Origin of the sequence: Rathayibacter sp. RFBD1 (assembly GCF_002932915.1) — a bacterium.
Lineage (GTDB): Bacteria > Actinomycetota > Actinomycetes > Actinomycetales > Microbacteriaceae > Rathayibacter.
Map to the genome: position 1 here is coordinate 12,667 of NZ_PSWQ01000011.1, position 19,022 is coordinate 31,688.

Here is a 19,022-nt window from a genome sequence, read left to right on the forward strand (position 1 = left end):
GTGGTGGGATCGCGGCCGAGGGAGTGCGTCCCCCGGCCGCGACGGGTCACTCGAAGAGCGACAGGGTGATGGTGGACGAGTACGCGCCGGCGTCCACGTTCACGGGGGTGCGGAGGAAGAGGTCGGCGTCGGCGCTCCAGGAGCCCTCGGGGTTGACCTGCTGGGAGTTGCTGGCGACGATCGCGAGCAGCTCCTCGCCCTTCAGGCCCTGGCCGTTGGCGCCGCCGTCGATGGCGGTGTCGACGACCTGGCCAGCGGCGACCTCGCCCAGCTCGCCGCCGTCGACGAGAGCCGGGGCCCAGCCCAGGTTCTCGGCGCCGATGATGGAGCCGTCGGCCGAGGTGAAGTCGTCGGCGGTGCCGAGGACGTACCAGGCGGAGTCGGGGGAGACGTCCTCGGCGTCACGGGTGTCGGTGACTGTGACGGTCGGCAGGGTGCCGGTGAACTGGCGGCGGACGTTGTCCGAGCCGTCCTCGGCCAGCGTCGTCGAGTCGCCGGCGACGGTCATCGAGAGGGCGCCGGTCCCGGGGAGTTCGGCGATGTCGACGTTGACGTCGACGTCGTCGCTGCCGTAGTTGACGTCGTCGGCGGCGAAGGCCGTTCCGGCGACTCCGAGCAGGAGGACGCCTCCGGCCAGTCCGGCGGCTCCGCGGATCAGAAGGGATCGGGTGTTCATGTCGGGTGTTCTCCGTTCTCCGGCCGGCGTCGTCGCCGGCTCGATCTCAGTGGGTGTGGGTCGTGCCCGCGGGTCAGCTGCAGCCGGCCGCGGAGTAGGGGGCGGTCGAGGAGGCCGTGGCCGGCTTCCCGTTGACGAACGCGGTCGCCGTGGCGGTCGCGGATCCGTCGGTCACGCTCGTCGCCCGGGTGGTGAAGGCGGCCGAGACGGTGGCGCCGGGAGCGACGTCGGCGAAGCTCTTGGAGCCCCACGTCGTGCCGATCACGATCTTCGCAGCGAAGGCGTTCGGGTTCGTGGCGGTCGCGGTGACGACGATCCTCCCGGCGACGCAGCGCGTCGTGGAGGTCGTGGTCACGGCGATCGCGGGTGCCGAGTCGGTCACGGGACCGACGGAGGCGGAGGCCGTCGCCGGCGTCCACTGCGGCTTCGCGGCGGTCACGGCCACCGAGATCGTCGCTCCGCGGTCGGCGGCGGTGAGCGTGTAGCTCGACGCCGTCGCCCCGCTGATCGCGGTCCCGCCGCGCTTCCACTGGAAGCCGGTCGCCGTCCACGGGGAGGAGGCGGAGGCGGTCAGCGTGCTGCCCACCGTCGCCTTCCCCGTGATCGAGGCCGCGAGCGGCGCGGTGTCGACGATCGTCTGCGCCGCGACGCTGGTGAGGGTCGGGACGACCTTCTGCATGAGACCGGTCGTCTTGTCGAAGGTCACCCGGTCGATCGTCGTCTCGCGGTGCTGGCCGTCTCCGCCGGGGATGGCGAAGCGGTGGTAGGCGATGTACCAGTCGTCCGTGCCGGGCACGTTGACGATCGAGTTGTGGCCCGTGGCGAGGATGCCCTGCGACGGGTCCTTCTCGAGGATCACGCCGCGGTAGGTCCACGGTCCGTCGACGCTGGTCGAGGTCGCATAGCCGACCTTGTAGTTCTCGGAGCCGGTGTCGTCGATCGAGTAGGTGAGGTGGTACAGGCCGTCGCGGTAGTTCAGGAACGAGCCCTCGCGGAAGTCGGTCAGACCGCTGATCTTCTTGATCGTGCCGGTCTTGATCGAGAGCATGTCGTCGGACAGCTCCCCGTAGAGCGGGTCGCCGTTGCCCCAGAAGAGGTAGCTCTTGCCGGTCTTCGGGTCGGTGAACGCGGCGGGGTCGATCGCCTGGCCGGACCGCACGGACTCGCCGTTGGTGATCATCGCGGTCGGCTGCGCCGTGAACGGGCCCATCGGGCTGTCCGCGACGGCGACTCCGATCGTCTTGCGGTTCAGCGAGGAGTTCTCGCCGGAGAAGTAGAAGTAGTACTTCCCGTTCTTCTCGATGATCGTCGGCGCCCAGGCGTTGCCGGTCGCCCACGGCACGTTGCCGTTCGCGCCGTCCAGCGTCAGGAAGGGCTGCTCCGAGCGGGTCCAGTCGATGAGGTTCTTCGAGGACCAGGCGTAGAAGGTCTTGCCGCCCCAGCCGGCGAAGCCGTCCGAGGTCGCGTACAGGTAGTAGGTGTCGCCGAAGACCGCGATGTTCGGGTCGGCGTTCAGGCCTGCGAGGACGGGGGACTTCATGACGACGGCCTTCAGGGTCCAGGTGGTCGCGGTGCCGCCGGCGGCCGGCGTGAGCACGACCGTCTGCGGGGTGGAGAGGTCGCGGACGGTGCCGGAGGCGGGGCTCGCCGTGACTCCCGCCGCGGTGGAGAAGGTCGGGGTGAGCTTCGTCAGGTCAGTCCCCGGCTTCACCGGGAAGGTGACCGTCCTGCTCGCCGAGTCGACGATCGGGGCCGTCTTCAGGACGTCGCCGCTGAGCGACAGGTCGACCAGGGCCGACGTGTTGCCGGAGGCAGCGAGCACCTCGGAGGCGCTGAGGGCCCGGTTGTAGACCGAGAACTCGCGGATCTGGCCGCGGAAGCGGTTGTCGGCGTCGTAGTTCGAGCGCCCGATGTAGTTCGCCGCGGTGGAGCCGCCGCCGATGTCCTTCGGGTCGGTCGTGACGGTGCCGCTGGCGACCTTCACTCCGTCGAGGTAGAGCGTGCCGGTGGTGCCGGAGAGCGTGTACGTCAGGTGCGCCCAGGTGCCGCGGGGGAGTGCCGAGCCGCCGGCGACGGTCTGCTCGGTGGTGTAGTTCCCGGTCGCGATGCTGGTGCGGTAGTTGTTGCCCGAGGTGAAGAGGTAGCCGTCGCCGGCGCCGTTCGTGGTGTTGCCCAGGCCGTAGAGGAAGTAGGCGCCGCCCTGCGCGGGGTCGATCCAGACGTCGGACTGGATGGTGAGGTCCGTCACTCCGGCGAGCAGGTCGTTCGGCAGCTTGACGTAGTCGTCGGTGCCGTCGAGCTGCAGGGCGCCGTCCTTCCAGGTGCCACCCGAGGGCAGCGTGCCGTTCTGGTTGTTGCCCGAGCTGTCGCGCACCGTGGTGCCCGAGCCGCCGTCGAAGGTGTAGCGGAGGATCTCGCCGGCCGCGTTGACCGGCTTCGCGGCGGGGCCGGTGCTGCTGGTGCCGTAGGCGGCCGTCAGGCGCGCCTCCTCGGCGCTCGAGAGGCGGAGCACCGAGCCGTGGCGGAAGGGCTTCGAGAACGAGTACGTGTTCGCGCCGGTGGTGCCGACAGGAAGCGCCGTGAACCGCATGTCCGCGAGGGTGTCGGTGACGTAGGCGGAGTAGCCGAACGAGTCGCCCATGACGACCCAGCGGCCGTCGGGCAGCTGGTAGACGGTGAGGCCCTCGAGGTGGTCGGAGAGGCCGCGGGACTTCTCCTCGCCGAAGCCGATCACGCGGGTCCACGGGCCGGCGAGGCTCGGGGCCTTGTCGACGACCGTGCGCCAGTCCGCGGTGGAGAAGCGGTAGTACGTGTCCCCCTCCTTCGCGATGGTCGTGTCGATGATGCTGCCGCGGCTCCCGCCGCCGGCGGCGGGGTTCTCGTCCAGCCAGACCTTCGGGGTGGAGAAGCCGACGAAGTCGCGCGTGGTCGAGACGTAGACGCGCTGGGCGGAGGCTCCGCCGGTCAGCGTCTTGTCGCGGGCGGCCCAGTAGACGTAGTACTGGCCGGTCGTGTCGTCCCAGATCGCCTCGGGAGCCCAGACGTTGCCCGCGTCGGGGAAGCCGGCGAAGACGATGCTCTGATCGCTCCAGTTCACGAGGTCCGTCGAGCGCCAGACGACGAGGTTCTTGCTCGCGTTGGTCTGGTCCCAGGTGCCGCCGGGAGCGGTGCCCTCGGCGTGCAGGTCGGTGCCGATGATCCAGTACTCGTCGCCGGTGGGGGAGCGCACGAGGTGCGGATCGCGGACGCCGAGGGTGCCGCCGAGGTTGGCGAGCACGGCCTTGTCGTTGTTGAGCTTCGACCAGTGCAGACCGTCGGTGCTGGAGCCGAAGTAGATCTTCTCGTAGTCGGTCGAGGCGAAGTGGGTCCAGAGGTAGCCCGCGTCGTACTCGGTGTCGAGGTCCGCGGGAGCCGCGGTCACCGTGACGGGCAGCTGCCGGGTCGCGGTCGTGCCGGCGATCGTCGCGGTGAGCGTGACGGGCGTGGCGGCGGACCGGCGCTTCACGACGCCGGTCGTGCTGAGCACGGCCGAGTTCGAGGAGGCCCAGGCGACGTCGTAGGAGCCGGCCTTCGCGGGCAGCGTCACATTGCCGCGGACGTCGCCGGAGTTGACGATCGAGAGGGCGTCCAGCGCCTTCTGGGCGTCGGCGTTCACGTCCTTGGCGGGCACGGTGGCGGTGAAGGTGCGGGTGGCCGTGGCCGAGCCGCGGGTCGTCGTGGCGGTCAGCTCGACCGAGGCGACCCCGGTCGCGGGCGGCGTGACGACTCCGCTGGTCGAGACGACCGCGGAGTTGCTCGAGGCCCAGGCGATGGCGGAGCCGTTGGGGCCGGTCGTCGGGAGGGTGAGGTTCGCGGAGACCGAGGAGAGGCTCCCGAGGTCCAGGGCGGCGGAGTCGCGGGAGACGCGCGTGCTGTCCGGGGCCTGGAGGGTCGCGACGTCGGCCGCGCTGAGCGCCGTGCTGTAGACGCGGAAGTCGCGGACCGAGCCGGCGAGGGTCTTGTCCGCCGTGTAGACGGAGCGGCCGATAGCGTTCGCGGTGGTGGTGCCGTTGCCGATCGCGGCGGGAGTGATGGTCACTCCGGTCTGCTGCGCGACCTGGGTGCCGTCGAGGTAGAGGCGTGCGGTGTCGCTCGCGTCGTCGAGCGTGTAGGTGAGGGTCTTCCAGACGCTGCGCGCGAGGTTCGCGTTGGAGTTGACGGTCTGCTCGGTGGTCCAGTTGCCGGTGGCGATCGAGGCCTTGTAGCCGTTGCCCGTCGTGTAGAGGTAGCCGTTCCCGGCGCCGTTCGTCGTGTTGCCGAGGCCCCAGATGAAGTAGGGCGTGCCCTGGTTCGCGTTCACCAGGACCTCGGTGCTGACCGTGATCGAGTTCAGGCCCGCGAGCAAGTCGTCGGGCAGCTTGACGTAGTCGTCGGTCCCGTCGAGGGCGACTCCCGCGGCTCCGCGGGGAGCGGCTCCGTTGACGAGCGTGCCGGTGCGGCCCTTGCCCGAGCTGTCGGCGACGGTCGTGCCGCTCGTCTCGTCGAGCGCGTAGCGCAGGACGAGGCTGTCGGAGGGAGCTGCGCTCGCCGACTGGGCCGTCAGAAGGGGGACGGTGAGGGCCACGGCCGTCACGAGGACGAGTGGTCGCAGGAAAGGCTTCATCGCGCTTTGCTCCAGGGTCGGCACCATTGCTGAGGGGAGGGAGTGTGCCGGCTTCGTACGCGGCGATGTTCACGGTAACACTATGTTGACGTCAACGTGAAGAGCCTAACCGGATCATTTCCCGACACTCCAGAGAAGAGGCGAACCGGTTCGACGAATCCCGAGCGCATCCTGGAGCGACCCAGCCGCCGATGTCCGGCCGGATCAGCCGCGGTCGTCGTCGCGCGAACGGCTCAGCGCGCGGTCCATCGCCCTCAGCGTCCGGAAGCCGGCCCGCTCGGCCACGGCCGCGCGAGCCGAGGGCGAGAGCGACGGGCTCGCGGCGAGCAGCGACGCGGCGAGGTGCACGCGCCGCTCGCGGAGGGTCGCGGCCACGGTCGTGCCCCGGCGGTGGAAGGCGCGGTCCAGCGTCGCCCGTGAGACGCCGAGCCGCATCGCGAGAACGCCGGCGGTGAAGTCCGCCTCACCCGCCTCCGCGTCGATGACGGCGATCGCGCGGAGGAGGACGCCCTCGAGTCCGTCCTCCGGACGGGCGGGCGGCAGGCTCTGCTTGATCAGGGCCGACGCGGTCGCCTCGAGTGCGCGGCGCAGCTCGCTGAAGCCGGGATCGCCCGCCGAGAGGTCCGCGTTGAGGGTCGCGTTGACGAGGGAGACGAAGGCGCCGCTGTAGCTGTCGGCGGCGAGCAGCGTGCAGGACGGCCCGCCGGACTGCGCGCTCGTGAGGCCGAGCCTCCCCCAGGACGTCCTCAGCGCCAGCCAGGCGGAGTCCTCCTCCGCCCGGAATCGAGCGGAATCGTCGCGCCGGAGGAGGGCGAGCCCGCCGGGCCGCAGACGAGCGGCCTCGAGAGGACCGTCGACGACGATCTCGCCGGCGACCGGGACGATGAGGTCGACCTCGGCCCGGTCGAGGGCGGGGAGGGGCGGGTCGGTCCGGAGCGTGCCGGGTGTGTGCCAGAGGCGGCTCAGCCGGAAGCCGTCGACGGCGAGCACGTCCCCGGCGAGGTGCAGGGGCGGAGCTCCGTCGCTCGCCCAGCCGAGGCTCCTCAGCCACGCCTCCACGCGGGGACCGCTCAGCTGCAGCGTCTCGACGAGACCGCGCGGGGCGGCCGGCTGCTCGGAAGCGGTCACCGGGCTCCTTCGCAGCGGGGACGGGGTGCGCGGGCGGTGACCACGCTAGGCCGGGGGAGGGGCGCCGAGACGGGGTGGCGCGTTCCTCCTCGGAGGAGGCGCCCGTCCTCGGCGGGAGGGCGGAGGCGGCCCTCCTCGCTCGCGGTCCGGCAGGACGCGGGCGGAGAGGGCCGCCGGGCGCGGATCAGCGGCAGTCGCTTCTCGCCTTGATCCAGTGGGGGTTCAGCGTGTTGTCTCCCTGGGCGGTGATCCCGGCCGCATCGGGCCCGGTGCTGGCACCGGAGCCGATCTTGGTCCACGTGTTCTGCGCCGGGCTGTAGTACCAGATGTCGCCGTTCGCCTTCACGGAGACGTTCCCATCCGCTCCCTGACCGTAGGTGCGGACGAACCCGGAGTTCTCCGGGACGGTCGCGAGCCGGGTGCCGTACTGCAGGACCCCGTCCTTGATCCAGTGGATCTCGAACGTCCCGCCCGGCCGCTGGGTCAGCCCGGCGGCGCTCGGCTCGGTGCTGGCTCCGGTGCCGACGAGGTCCCAGACGTTCCCCTGCGGGGTGTACCGCCAGATGTCGCCGTTCGACTTCACGGCGATCGTGCCGCGGGTCCCGAGGCCGTAGACGCGGACGAATCCGGAGTTGGTCGGCACGGTGGCCGCTGCGGTGCCGTACTGCAGGACTCCGTTCTTGATCCAGTGGACGTTCAGGGTCCCGGCCACGTTCGCGGAGATGCCGGCCGCGCTCGGCTCGGTGCTGGCGCCGGTGCCCAGAAGGGTCCACTCGTTGGCCTGGCGGTTGTACCGCCAGACGTCGCCGTTCGACTTGATGGAGACGTTCCCGTCCGCGCCCTGACCGTAGGTGCGGACGAATCCGGAGTTGTTCGGAACGGTCGCGAGCGCCTTGCCGTACTGGAGGACTCCGTCCTTGATCCAGTGCGCGTTGTACGTTCCGTCCGGCTGCTGCGTGAGCCCTGACGTGCTGGGCTCCGTGGAGGCGCCCGTGCCGAGCTTCTGCCAGCCGTCGGACCGCCGGTACTGCCAGATGTCGCCGTTCGCCTTGACGGAGACGTTGCCGTTCACACCCTGCGAGGAGGTGTGGATGAATCCGGAGTTCTCGGGAACAGTGGCGAGGCCCGTGCTGTACTGCAGGTCGCCGGTCTGGCGGACCGGGAACGAGCCGCTCGTCCGCGCAGAGCCGCCGGAGGCGAGGGCCGAGCCGGTCGCGGGGCCTGCGATGACGCCGCCGGCCGGGATGGTGGCGACTCCGTTCGCGTCGGTCACGAAGATGCCGGTCGCGCCCCCTCCGAAGCTGAAGCCGGGCGGAAGCGTCACCCGCACGGGGACGTTCGCGACGGTGCCGCCGGAGAGGGTCATCGTGATCGGCGCCGTGGAGGGCGTGCACGCGATCATGTTCGACGGGATGGAGCTGAACACGAGGGTCTGCGTGGCCGAGGCCGCGGCGGCCGGGGTGGCCGTCGCTGCGGCGATCACGGGCAGGGACCAGGTGGCGCCGGCGACGACGGTGCGTCGCCTCAGCGGACCCTGCTCAGCGGGAGAGTTGTCGGAAGTCACAGTGAAGCTCCTCGGTCTGTCTTCTCGCCGACGGCCGGCTGGAGGACGGTCGTCGTCCGCTCGGTCGCTTCGGCGGGTACGACGGGCGCCGTACCGCTCGGGAGTCTTCCCGCGGGCGGTCGGTCTGCCCAAGCGCTCGGGGGCAGGTGAGGAGGAAGTGGCGCCGCCGTGAGGAGGGAGTGGTGGGCTCCGGCGCCGTCCCGAGTCGCGATAGCCCTCCTGACCCGGTGATCCCGTCGGTCGCACGCTGCCGCCGGGGCGCCGCCGGTGCGATGAGTGGGAGCGTCGCCGTCCGCTGTGACCGGTCCCGTGACAAACGGACCACGCGGGGGCTGCGAATCACTCCGGTGGTGAGGCGTCAGCGTGCCCGCGAGGAGGGGGCACCCGATGGGGGCGAGATCGGCCGAGATGTACCGGCGGATGGCCGAGCACTGGAACGGCGTGGAGGCCCGTTCTGGACTGCGGGTCGAGGCGACGGGCTCGCTCGGCTTCGAGATCGCCAGACTGTGGATCCCCGGTGGCTGCGTTCTCGAGCAGAAGCCGCAGTCGCGCTGCCCGCCGGGCGCGCATCTGCTGCTGGTCGTCGAGGGCGGTGGGCGCATCCGACAGGACGGACGGATGCTCGAGTGCGGCCGCGGTGATCTGGTGGTCCTCGACGCGGAACCGCGGACCGGGGCGCGCTTCCCCCGATCGACCGTGGTCTACGCCTGGGTGCTCGGCGAGCGGGCGCTGGAGCAGCGCTGGATCGCTGAGCGCCTCGGCGAGGTCCTGCCGGTCGCCGGCTCCTTCCTGGCCCCGGCGCGGGCGCTGATGAACGGTCTCCTCGACGGCGACCCCGCTCTGGCGGAGCAGCCCGCCGTCGCCCGGGCGGGCGAGGCCTTCCTGAAGGAGCTGGTCGAGGGCTCCGCACCGCGCAGGCGTCCCCGCGCCGAGGAGGTCTACGGGGAGGCCATGGCCCTGATCGAGGAGCGCCACCGCGATCCCGCCTTCACCGCCGCCCGGCTCGCCCGCGAGCTCCTGGTGTCGGAGCTGACGCTGGCCCGCGCGTTCTCCTTCCTCGGACGGACGGCCGACGACGAGCTCGAGCGGCGCCGGGCGGGCACCCTCCTGCTCCTGATCGGCGGGCGGTCCCTGGCGACCGCCGACTTCGCGCGCGCGTCCGAGGAGGCGGGCTTCGCCTCCGAGGGGAGCGCTCGCCGCGCGCTGTGGCGGCTCTCCCAGCGCCGCTGACCGGGACGGTCCCCGTGGCCGTCCTCCCGGTCCGGCGACGGCGTGCGGCCGGATTCCGAGCGCGAGGCGCGGAGGCCTGGGAGATCCGTGCGAACGTCCGGCGGTGATCGACAGATGAGGGATTCTGTTCGTTCGACGCGGAGGAGGCGGGAGATGGGGGCCGCAGAGGAGCGGATGCAGGAGTTCATCGGCGCGTGGGACGAGCCGCAGGCGGGCGCCCGGGGACTCCGCTGGGATGCTGCGTACGGGCCGGGCCTCCGGGTGACGCGGGTCTGGGCGCCGGAGGGGATCAGGGTCGACCGTCCGCCGGCGTTCGACCGGGCTGCCGAGTCCGAGGAGGTGCACGTGTCCCTGATCGTGGAGGGCGGGGGAGACATGATCCTCGAGGAGGGCTCGCTCGAGGCGGTGCCGAACAGCGTCCTCGTCCTCGAGGCGAGGACCGCGGCACGCATCGACTGCCGGCGGCCCACCCTCTCGTACACCTGGAGCTTCGACGCCGCCGTGCTCGAGCACCGGTGGGTCCGCGAGCGGATCAACGAGGTCGTGCCGGTGCGCGAGTCGGTCTGGACGCCTGCCCGTGCCCTCGCCAACAGTCTGATCGAGGGGGATCCGGCCGTGCTCGGGGCCGCCGGCGTGAGGCGGGCGAGCGAACTGCTGCTGGAGGGGATCGTCGAGCACTGCGCTCCGCGGGTCCGGACCCGGAGCGCGGACCAGGTCTACGCGGAGGCGATCCCGGTGATCGAGGCGCGCCACCGCGACCCGGCGTTCTCCGCCGCGGTGCTCGCCCGGGAGCTGCTCGTCTGCCCCCGCATGCTCGCGGAGGCTTTCGCGTTCCTCGGCCGCACGCCGGCGGAGGAGATCGAGACGCGCCGGGCGGGCACCCTCCGGCGCCGGATCGGCCTGCGGCGGCGGGGCCCTGCCGACTTCGCCCGCCTCGCCGAGGAATGCGGCTACGCCACCCGCGAGCAGGCCGCGCTGACGCTCAGCCGCTCCGCCTCCTGAGGCCGGCGGAGCGCCCCGGACACGACGGCGCCCCCTCGTCCGCGGAGGGACGAGGGGGCGCCGGGGGAGATCGGGCGGGAGCCCGGTCAGGTCTTGCTGCGGGCCATGACGGCGCGCTGGAGGAGGACGAAGACCAGGAGGATGCCTCCGGTGATGATCGTGGTCGCCTCCGGCGGGATGCCGCCGTCACGGGTGATCAGGACGTTCATCAGGCCGAGCACCAGGGCGCCGACCACCGAGCCGAGCACGAACCCGACGCCGCCGGTGAGCAGCGTGCCGCCGATGACGGTCGCCGCGATGGCGTCGAGCTCCCAGCCGGTGCCGGTGATGTTCTGCGCGCTGCCGAGGCGGGCGGTGTAGACCACACCGGCGAGACCGGCGAGCGTGCCGCTGATGATGTAGATGAACAGCTTGGTCCGCACCACCGGGAGGCCCATCAGGGCCGCCGACTGCTCGGAGCCGCCCATCGCGTAGACCGTGCGGCCCAGGCGGGTGCGGTGCAGCACGAAGAACGCGCCGGCCACGACGAGGATCGCGATGATCACGCCGGGGCTGATGACGAAGTCGTTGACCTTCGGGCCGTCGATCAGCTTGATCGGCGTGGCCAGGCTCAGCACGGCCGAGTCCTCGGGGAGGCGCTCCGGGACGGTGCTCAGCATGGAGGCGAGACCGCGGGCCAGGAACATCATCGCGAGCGTCGCGATGAACGGCTGCACGTTGAAGTACTGGATCAGGACGCCGGAGATCACGCCGAACAGGGCGCCGATCACGACCATCAGGACCATCACGAGCCAGGGGTTCCAGCCGGCGTTGATCAGGAGCACGCCGCTCACGCTGCTGAACGCGATCACCGCGCCGACCGAGAGGTCGATGCCGCCGGTGAGGATCACGAAGGTGAGGCCCACGGCGAGGATGATCAGGTGCGCGTTGTTGACCAGCAGGTTCGAGATCGTGCTCGCCTGCAGGATCCGGCCGTAGGCGGCCTCGCCGTAGACGATCATCCCGAAGAAGATGATCAGCGCGGCCAGGGTGGGCAGCTTGTCCAGGTGCTGGCTCAGCCAGCCGCGCGCCCCGGAGGTGCGCTTGGTGCTCGCCGGAGGGGCGGAGCGGGTCATCACGGCACTCATGCGGGGATCGCCTCTTTCTGCGGGACGCTGCGGCGCGCCTCGCGACGGGACTTGAAGGCGGAGCGGACGCGCTCGGACTGCAGGAGGCAGAGCGCGACGATGACGATCGCCTTGAAGGCGGGCGTCGCGGAGGACGAGACTCCGAGGAACACGACGGTCTTGTCGAGGGTGGCGATCAGGATCGCGCCCACGGCGGCACCGGTGATGTTGAACTTGCCGCCGGCGAGCGAGGTGCCGCCGATGACGACCGCGAGGATCGCGTCGAGCTCGAGCTGGTAGCCGGTGCGCGAGACGTCGACCGTCATCACGCTCGCCGTGGCGAACACGCCCGCGACGCCGGCGAGGATGCCGCTGCCGATGTAGGCGGTCATCAGCAGGCCCCGGCGGTTGATGCCCGCGAGGCGGGCCGCCTTCGGGTCCATGCCGATGGCCTCGATCATCAGGCCGAGGGCGCTGCGGCGCACCAGGACTCCGACGACCACGACGATGGCGATGGCGAGGAGGAACACGACCGGGAGCCCGAAGACGTACCCGTTCGCGAGCCAGCGGAAGGGCTCGTTGGTGGCGGCGGTGTTCTGGCCGCCGGTGATGACCTTCGCCAGGCCGCGGCCCGCGAGCATCACGACGAGCGTGCTGATGAAGGGCTGGAGGCCCACCACCGAGACGAGGACGCCGTTCACGGCTCCGAGCACGGCGGCCACCAGGAGGGCGACCGCGAAGGCTCCCGCTGCGGCGCCGAGCGAGTCGGGCGCTCCCGCGGAGTTGAGGAACTCCATCGAGACGGCGCCGGCGACGACCATGATCGAGCCGACCGAGAGGTCGATGCCCCCGGTCGCGACGACCAGGCACATGCCGACGGCGATCATCAGGATCGGAGCGGCGGCGCGGGCGATGTCGATGACGTTGCCGACGAGGTAGCCGGTGGTGGGGCTGACCGAGACGGCCAGGTAGCCCGGGTCCTTGACGACGTTGACGAGGAGGAGCAGGGCGATCGCCACGACTCCCCAGAAGTACTGGCGGCGGATGATCCCGCCGAGGACGGATCCCCGGGCGGGTCGGGTGTCGCTGCTCATGATGCGGCCTCCTGCGTGGCGCTCTCGAGGACGACGACGTCCTCGTCGACGACTCCCTCTGCGGCGATGGTAGTGACGATCGACTCCGCAGTGACAGCGGGACCGTTGAGGATCTCCGCGATCACGCGGTGGTCCTTCAGGACGATGATGCGGTCGCTGAGGCGGACGACCTCGTCGAGCTCGGACGAGATGAAGACCACGGCGACGCCCTCGCCGGCGAGGGCGACGACCTTCTCCTGGATCTCGGCCTTCGCTCCGACGTCGATGCCGCGGGTCGGCTCGTCGAGGATGAGGATCTCGGGGGCGGTGGCGAGCCAGCGGCCGAGGAGGACCTTCTGCTGGTTGCCGCCGGAGAGCTTGCTGATCGGGCGGTCGGGGTCGGCCGGGCGCACGTTGAGCTCGACGAGGTACTTGCCGACGATCTCGTCCTTCTCCTTCTTGGAGAGGGGGCGGGCCCAGCCGCGCTTGGCCTGCACGCCGAGGATGAGGTTCTCGCGGACCGAGAGGTCGCGGATGATGCCCTCGTCGCGGCGGTTCTCGCTCGAGAACGCGATCTTGTGGGCGAGGCCGGCGGTCGGCGTCGGGACGTCGATCTTCTTGCCGTGCATCGTGATCTCGCCGGTGTCGGGCTTGTCGACGCCGTAGATCAGGCGCGCGAGCTCGGTGCGGCCGGAGCCGAGGAGCCCGGCGAAGCCGACGACCTCGCCGCGGTGCAGCGTCAGGTCGGTGCTCTCGATGGAGCCCTTCTTGCCGATGCCCTTCGCGGTGTAGAGCGGGGCGTCGCGGTAGAGGTGGTCCTGGCTCTCGCGCTCGGAGTCGAGCGAGCGCAGCGCCGCGATGTCCTTGCCGATCATCTTCGAGATCAGCGAGGTGCGGTCGAGCTCGTGGGTCAGGTACTCGCCGACGAAGGTGCCGTTGCGCAGCACCGTCAGGCGGTCGCTGATCGCGTAGACCTGGTCGAGGAAGTGCGAGACGAAGAGGATCGCGACGCCCTCCGCACGGAGGCGGCGGATGACGACGAAGAGGTTCTCGACCTCGTTCGCGTCCAGGCTCGAGGTCGGCTCGTCGAGGATGAGCACCTTGGAGTCGCTCACCGTCGAGCGGCTGATCGCGACCAGCTGCTGCATCGCGATCGAGAGCGAGGCGAGCGACTGGCGCGTGTTGAGGTGGCCGAGGCCGAGCTTCTCGAGCGCGACCTTCGCGGCCTGGTGGGTGGCCTTCCAGTTGATGCCGAAGGGTCCGCGGACCTCGTAGCCGAGCATCACGTTCTCTCCGATGGAGAGGTTCGTGACCAGGTTGACCTCCTGGTACACGGTGGAGATGCCCGCGGCCTGCGAGTCGGCGGTGCCGGTCAGGCGACGGGTCTCCCCGTCGATCACGATGTCGCCGCTGTCGATGCGGTAGACGCCGGTGAGGGCCTTGATGAGCGTGGACTTGCCGGCGCCGTTCTCACCCATGAGGGTGTGGACCTCGCCCGGGAACAGGCGGAAGTCGACGCCGTCGAGGGCTTTCACGCCGGGGAAGCTGATCGAGATGTTCTTCATCTCGACGATCGGAGGCGAACCTGTCATGTCGCGTCGTTCCGTTCTCGAGCGGGGCGCAGCCGAACAGGTGCGCCGAAGGGTCGGAGCGACCGGGGCCGGCGGGTGGGCCGGCCCCGGTCGCTCCGGGGGAGTGGTGCCGCGTCGAGGACGACGCCGGGCGACCGGTGGTGCTGAGCGACTAGAACTTGCGGTCGGGCAGCGCGGTGGCGGCGGCCTCGGGCGAGTCGAAGGTCTCGCTCGGGACGACGATCGAGGACTCGACCGTCTCGCCGGCCAGGGTCTTCTCGACCGCGTCGAGGGCGGTCTCGCCGAACAGCGGGTTGTACTCGGCGACGAAGCTCAGCTCGCCGTCGGCCAGCGCCTGCAGGGCGTTCTTGGTGCCGTCGATCGTGGCGATCTTGACGTCGGTGCCGGGGGTGAGGCCGGCCTCCTGGACGGCCTGGACGGCGCCGAGGCCCATCTCGTCGTTCTGGGCGAAGACCAGCTGGACGTCGTTGTTGTTCGACTTCAGGACGGTCTCGAAGACGCTCTTGGCCTCCTCGGTGGACCAGTTCGCGGTCTGCGCGCCGATCTTGGTGAACTTCGAGTCGGCGCCGATGACCTCGTCCCAGCCCTCGTTGCGCTCGTTGACGACCGAGACGCCCGCGGGGCCCTCGAGCGTGAAGTACTTCGCGCCGCTCGGGAAGGTGGTCTTGGCCCAGTCGGCGACCGAGGTGCTGACCGCGATGTTGTCGGGCGCGATGCGGGTCACGTAGAGGTCGGTGTTGTCCGGCTCGATGCCGCGGTCGATCAGGATGACCGGGATCTCGGCCTCCTGGGCGCGCTCGAGCGAGTCCTCCCAGCCGGAGCCCTCCGTGGCGGAGAGCAGGATGATGTCGACGCCCTCGTCCACGAAGGAGGTGAAGGAGTCGATCTGCGACTTCTGGTCTCCGTTGGTGGCGGGTGCGTACTTCAGGTCGAAGCCGGCGTCCTTGGTGAACGTGTCCTCGATGTTGGTCTCGTTCGCCTGGCGCCACGCGCCCTCGGGGCCGACGGCCACGAAGCCGACGGTGGTGAGGTCACCGCTCGAGCCGGAGCCCGAATCGGAGCCGGAACCGCCCGAGCAGCCCGCGAGTCCGAACGCGAGTGCGCCGACTGCTGCGAAACCCAGGAACTGGCCGATACGCCTCGTCTTGGACATAGATCTCCTCCTTGAGATCGCGGGCACGAAGAGCGCGCCCGAGATGGTGGACCCCGAAGGGCCTCGAATGCGGGCCTAGCGGCCCGAGGTGCGGTGAGTGCAGGATGTGCAGTGGGCGCCGGCCGAAGCAGCGCCGCGTCGAAATGTTACCGTGAACAATTCTTGTGACGCAACAGCACCGCGGTGCGCTTCGGTAACGATCCGGTCGCGGGGCCCCGCAGGGCCCGATGGCAACCCTCTGCCCGGTGGTCGGGCCCGGGAGTAGCTTCCCTGGCCATGATGCTCCCTCGATCGCGCTCCGTCCCCGCGACGGCCGCGACGGCGGCCCTCGTGCTCGCGCTCTGCGGATGCTCCGCGGACGGCGCGGCGGCCCGCCACGCGGCCGACGCCTTCCTCTCCGCGCTCGCCGACGCCGACGGCGCCGCGGCGTGCGCGCTGCTCACCGATTCCGCCCGCGAGGCCGTGGAGGACCGGGAGGGCGACTGCCCCGACGGCGTGCTGGAGCTCGGGATCACGGAAGACGGAGCAGGAGACGCCGAGGTCTACGGCCGGGCGGCGATCGTGCGCTCCGGCGGCACCGCGGTGTTCCTCACCCCGGGTGACGACGGCTGGCTGGTGCGCGCGGCCGGCTGCACGCCGGTGGCGGACGCGCCCTTCGACTGCGTCCTGGACGGGAGCTGATGTGCGCACCGTCTCCGCCCTCTACTACGCCGTGATCGTGCTCGGCCTGATCGGGTTCTTCGCCGTCGGGATCCTCGGGAGGTGAGCCGGATGCGCCGCTTCCTGCGCGAGAACGGGCTCTCGCTGTTCTTCCTCGCGATCTTCCTGCTCGCTCTCCTCGGGCAGTCGTTCGCCGGGCTCGCCGCCTACAACGACACCCAGACAGCGGAGGGGCTGCGGGAGGTCGGCTACTGGCGCTTCGTCACCTCCTCCGACTTCGCGATCGACGTCGCCGAGAACTGGCAGTCGGAGTACCTCCAGTTCTTCCTCTACATCGGCGCGACCGTCTGGCTCGTGCAGCGCGGGTCGCCCGAGTCGAAGCGGGTGGGCGAGGAGGGGCTCGAGACCGACGAGCAGCAGAAGGCGGGCGCGTCCGCGGAGGACGATTCGCCGCCCTCGGCGTCCGCCGGCGGCCTGCGGCAGGCGCTGTTCTCGCACTCGCTGCTGCTGGTGATGGGGGCGGTGTTCCTGCTGTCCTGGGCGGCGCAGTCGGTGACGGGCGTCGTGGCCTACAACGAGGAGCAGCTGACGAGCCTGGAGGCGCCCGTCGACTGGCTCGGCTACGTCTCCTCCGCCGACTTCTGGAACCGGACGCTCCAGAACTGGCAGTCGGAGTTCCTCGCGGTGGGCAGCATTGCGGCGCTCGCCGTGTTCCTGCGCGAGCGCGGGTCGAGCGAGTCGAAGAAGGTGGGCGATCCGCACGGGCGGACGGGGATCTGAGCGGTCAGGGGGCGTCGGATCGGACGCGGATCTCGTCGCCCTCGAGGGCGAACCGCAGGGACGTGCCGATCGGGAACCGCTCGCGCAGGGCCTCCGGCGCCGCCGACGTCACGGTGAACTGCGCGACCGCGGGGAACGGTCCGGCCGTGCAGCCCTGGAAGAACAGGCCGTCCTGCGGCTCGGCGGTCCGCAGGATGTAGAGGCAGGAGCCGGCGGTCGAGGAGCGGCGCTGCCGGACGACGGTGAGCCCCGTGTCGGCGGGCAGGCTCTGCCGCACGACGGTGAGCCCGCCGAAGTCCTCGGTGGTGACCGATCCGTCGAACCCCAGTCCCTCCCAGCCGGGGAGGTCGGTGCCGTTCGACAGCGGCAGCACGGCGACCTCGCGGCCGGGCTGCCCGTCCCCGGCGGTGGCGAGGAGGGTGGCCCCCGCGGCGACGGCGGCCGTCGCGGCCAGCGCGGCGAGGAGGAGGAGGCCGCGCCGACGGGAGCGGCGGGGCGGGACGTGGCCGAGGGGGTCGGACTCCTCGTCGGCGGAGGCGTCCGCGGAAGGTGCCGCGTCCTCCGGCGCCGCGTCCCCGGAGACCGCGGGAACCACCGCGTCCGGCAGTGCGGTGCCGAGGGCGGGACGGACGCGGGCCTCGAGCGCGGAGAGCCGGGCGAGCGCGCCGGGGTCCCGCTCGATGTCGGAGCCTCGGCCGTACGCGCGCCGCTGCAGCTCCGCGAGCTCGTCCGGTCGCTGATCGTCCACCCCCGGATCCTCGCAGGCCCGGCGCCCGAGCGGGACCCGCCGGCGCGCCGAGGTCCTGACGGTCGAGCAGCCCGGACGGCTCATCGAGACCCGGTGGACGGTGCGGCCGCCCGGCCGGCGGGGGAGGTCAGTCGTCGTCGTCGTCGAGGTCGTCGTCGCGGTCGGCGGCGATCATCTCGACGATCGTGTCGACGGTGAGCCAGGGGCCGTTGCTCACCTCGCCGATCTTCTCGCGATCCTTGAACACGACGATGCGGTCGCTGAGGCGCACCACCTCCTCCAGCTCGGACGAGATGTAGACGACGGTCACCCCCTCCTTCGCGAGCTGCGCGATGTGCGCCTGGATCTCGACCTTCGACGCCACGTCGATCCCGCGCGCCGGCTCGTCGAGCACGAGCAGCCGCGGACGGGTCGCGAGCCACCGCGCGAGGACCACCTTCTGCTGGTTGCCTCCGGAGAGGTACTTCACCGGGATGTCCGGGTCGGCCGGCGAGATGTTCAGCGCCTCGACGTAGGTGCGCACCAGGGTGTCGGTCTCGGCGGCCGAGAGCGGGTGCGCCCAGCCGCGCAGAGCCTGCAGGCCCAGCACGAGGTTCTCGCGGAGGGAGAGGTCGCCGATGATCCCGTCCTCGCGGCGGTTCTCGCTCGAGTGGGCGATGCGGTGGCGCAGGCCCGACACCGGGTCGGAGATGTGCGCGGGCTCGCCGTCGATCAGCACCTCGCCGGTGTCCGGCTTCTCGACCCCGCTCACCAGCGACGCCAGCTCGGTGCGCCCCGAGCCGCGCAGGCCCGCGAAGCCCACGATCTCGCCGCGATGCAGCTCCAGATCGGTCGGGCCCACGGCGCCGCGGCGGCCGATCCCGTGCGCGCGGTAGATCGCCGGGCCGACCGGCTGGCGGCGGTGCTCGCGGCGGTCGGAGCCGATCTGCCGCAGCGCGTCGATGTCCTTGCCGATCATCTTCGCGATCAGCTCGGCGCGGTCCATGGTGTGCGCCGGGTACTCGCCGACGGTGCCGCCGTCGCGGAGCACCGTCAGCCGGTCGCTGAGGGTGAGGACCTGCTCGAGGAAGTGCGAGACGAACAGGATCGCCACGCCCTGGTCGCGCAGCCTCCGCAGCACCGTGAAGAGGCGGGCCACGTCGCTGAGGTCGAGGCTGGAGGTGGGCTCGTCGAGCACGAGCACGCGCGGACGGTCGACCATCGCGCGGCTGATCGCGACCAGCTGGCGGATCGCCGGCGAGAGCGAGCGCAGCGGCAGGTGCGGGTCGAGGTCCTCCAGGCCCAGCTCGGCGAGCATCTCGGCCGCGCGGTGGTGGGTGCGCGACCAGGAGATGCCGAAGCGGCCGCGGACCTCGTGGCCGAGCATCACGTTCTCGCCGATGCTGAGGTTGTCGGTGAGGCGCTCGTCCTGGAACACGGCCGTGATGCCCGCTGCCTTCGCCTCCGCCGGGCCGCTGAAGCGCCGGGCGACGCCGTCGACGAGGATCTCGCCCGCGTCGGGCTGGTGGATGCCGGTGAGCGTCTTGATCAGCGTGGACTTGCCCGCGCCGTTCTCGCCCATCAGCCCGTGGATCTCGCCCGGCACCAGCCGCAGGTTCCCGTCCTTCAGAGCGGGTCCGGAGGCGAAGGAGACGCGGATGCCGGTCATCTCGACGACGGGTGCCGCGG

14 protein-coding genes are annotated in these 19,022 nt (G+C 71.3%); 4 read left to right on the plus strand and 10 right to left on the minus strand.

The genetic code is table 11. The annotated features are described in order from the left end of the window. Nucleotides 1-46: 46 nt before the first annotated feature. From C5D50_RS05445 to C5D50_RS05460, 4 genes are all read right to left on the minus strand, one after another. Complete coding sequence (locus C5D50_RS05445; protein WP_104282980.1) at nucleotides 47-676, minus strand: hypothetical protein; 630 nt, start codon at nucleotides 674-676, stop codon at nucleotides 47-49. A gap of 73 nt (nucleotides 677-749) precedes the next feature. Beyond that, complete coding sequence (locus tag C5D50_RS05450) at nucleotides 750-5,318, minus strand: family 43 glycosylhydrolase (RefSeq protein ID WP_181137304.1); 4,569 nt, start codon at nucleotides 5,316-5,318, stop codon at nucleotides 750-752. A 204-nt stretch (nucleotides 5,319-5,522) separates the two neighbouring features. After that, nucleotides 5,523-6,446: a helix-turn-helix domain-containing protein gene (locus C5D50_RS05455; protein WP_104288946.1), complete on the minus strand. Its 924-nt coding sequence runs from the start codon at nucleotides 6,444-6,446 to the stop codon at nucleotides 5,523-5,525. A 184-nt stretch (nucleotides 6,447-6,630) separates the two neighbouring features. Beyond that, complete coding sequence (locus C5D50_RS05460) at nucleotides 6,631-8,010, minus strand: hypothetical protein (RefSeq protein ID WP_104282982.1); 1,380 nt, start codon at nucleotides 8,008-8,010, stop codon at nucleotides 6,631-6,633. 387 nt (nucleotides 8,011-8,397) lie between these two features. Between C5D50_RS05460 and C5D50_RS05465 the strand changes: the two genes are divergently transcribed. Together C5D50_RS05465 and C5D50_RS05470 are read left to right on the plus strand one after the other, a co-directional pair. Continuing rightward, nucleotides 8,398-9,240: a hypothetical protein gene (locus tag C5D50_RS05465; protein ID WP_104282983.1), complete on the plus strand. Its 843-nt coding sequence runs from the start codon at nucleotides 8,398-8,400 to the stop codon at nucleotides 9,238-9,240. Between the two features lie 153 nt (nucleotides 9,241-9,393). Then, a complete protein-coding gene (locus C5D50_RS05470; protein WP_104282984.1) occupies nucleotides 9,394-10,242 on the plus strand; it encodes a hypothetical protein in 849 nt (282 codons plus the stop codon). A gap of 86 nt (nucleotides 10,243-10,328) precedes the next feature. On the opposite strand, the gene C5D50_RS05475 is transcribed toward C5D50_RS05470, so the two are convergent. From C5D50_RS05475 to C5D50_RS05490, 4 genes are all read right to left on the minus strand, one after another. Then, nucleotides 10,329-11,369 (minus strand): sugar ABC transporter permease, encoded by a 1,041-nt coding sequence (locus C5D50_RS05475; protein ID WP_104222391.1) that lies wholly within the window; start codon nucleotides 11,367-11,369, stop codon nucleotides 10,329-10,331. Next, complete coding sequence (locus tag C5D50_RS05480; RefSeq protein ID WP_104238658.1) at nucleotides 11,366-12,442, minus strand: ABC transporter permease; 1,077 nt, start codon at nucleotides 12,440-12,442, stop codon at nucleotides 11,366-11,368. The genes C5D50_RS05475 and C5D50_RS05480 overlap by 4 nt, the downstream gene beginning before the upstream one ends. Next, the gene (locus C5D50_RS05485) at nucleotides 12,439-14,013 is read right to left on the minus strand and encodes a sugar ABC transporter ATP-binding protein (protein ID WP_104222393.1); all 1,575 of its coding nucleotides are present in this window, start codon (nucleotides 14,011-14,013) and stop codon (nucleotides 12,439-12,441) included. Before C5D50_RS05485 ends, C5D50_RS05480 begins: the two co-directional genes overlap by 4 nt. A gap of 151 nt (nucleotides 14,014-14,164) precedes the next feature. Further along, complete coding sequence (locus C5D50_RS05490) at nucleotides 14,165-15,166, minus strand: ABC transporter substrate-binding protein (RefSeq protein WP_104238659.1); 1,002 nt, start codon at nucleotides 15,164-15,166, stop codon at nucleotides 14,165-14,167. Between the two features lie 276 nt (nucleotides 15,167-15,442). Here C5D50_RS05490 and C5D50_RS05495 point away from each other — a divergent pair, with 276 nt between their 5' ends. Together C5D50_RS05495 and C5D50_RS05500 are read left to right on the plus strand one after the other, a co-directional pair. After that, the gene (locus C5D50_RS05495; protein WP_104282985.1) at nucleotides 15,443-15,847 is read left to right on the plus strand and encodes a hypothetical protein; all 405 of its coding nucleotides are present in this window, start codon (nucleotides 15,443-15,445) and stop codon (nucleotides 15,845-15,847) included. A gap of 90 nt (nucleotides 15,848-15,937) precedes the next feature. Next, nucleotides 15,938-16,606 (plus strand): DUF6766 family protein, encoded by a 669-nt coding sequence (locus tag C5D50_RS05500; RefSeq protein WP_104282986.1) that lies wholly within the window; start codon nucleotides 15,938-15,940, stop codon nucleotides 16,604-16,606. Nucleotides 16,607-16,610: 4 nt separating this feature from the next. On the opposite strand, the gene C5D50_RS05505 is transcribed toward C5D50_RS05500, so the two are convergent. After that, nucleotides 16,611-17,354: a hypothetical protein gene (locus C5D50_RS05505; protein WP_104282987.1), complete on the minus strand. Its 744-nt coding sequence runs from the start codon at nucleotides 17,352-17,354 to the stop codon at nucleotides 16,611-16,613. Between the two features lie 127 nt (nucleotides 17,355-17,481). Beyond that, nucleotides 17,482-19,002 (minus strand): sugar ABC transporter ATP-binding protein, encoded by a 1,521-nt coding sequence (locus tag C5D50_RS05510; RefSeq protein ID WP_104261089.1) that lies wholly within the window; start codon nucleotides 19,000-19,002, stop codon nucleotides 17,482-17,484. Nucleotides 19,003-19,022 lie beyond the last annotated feature (20 nt).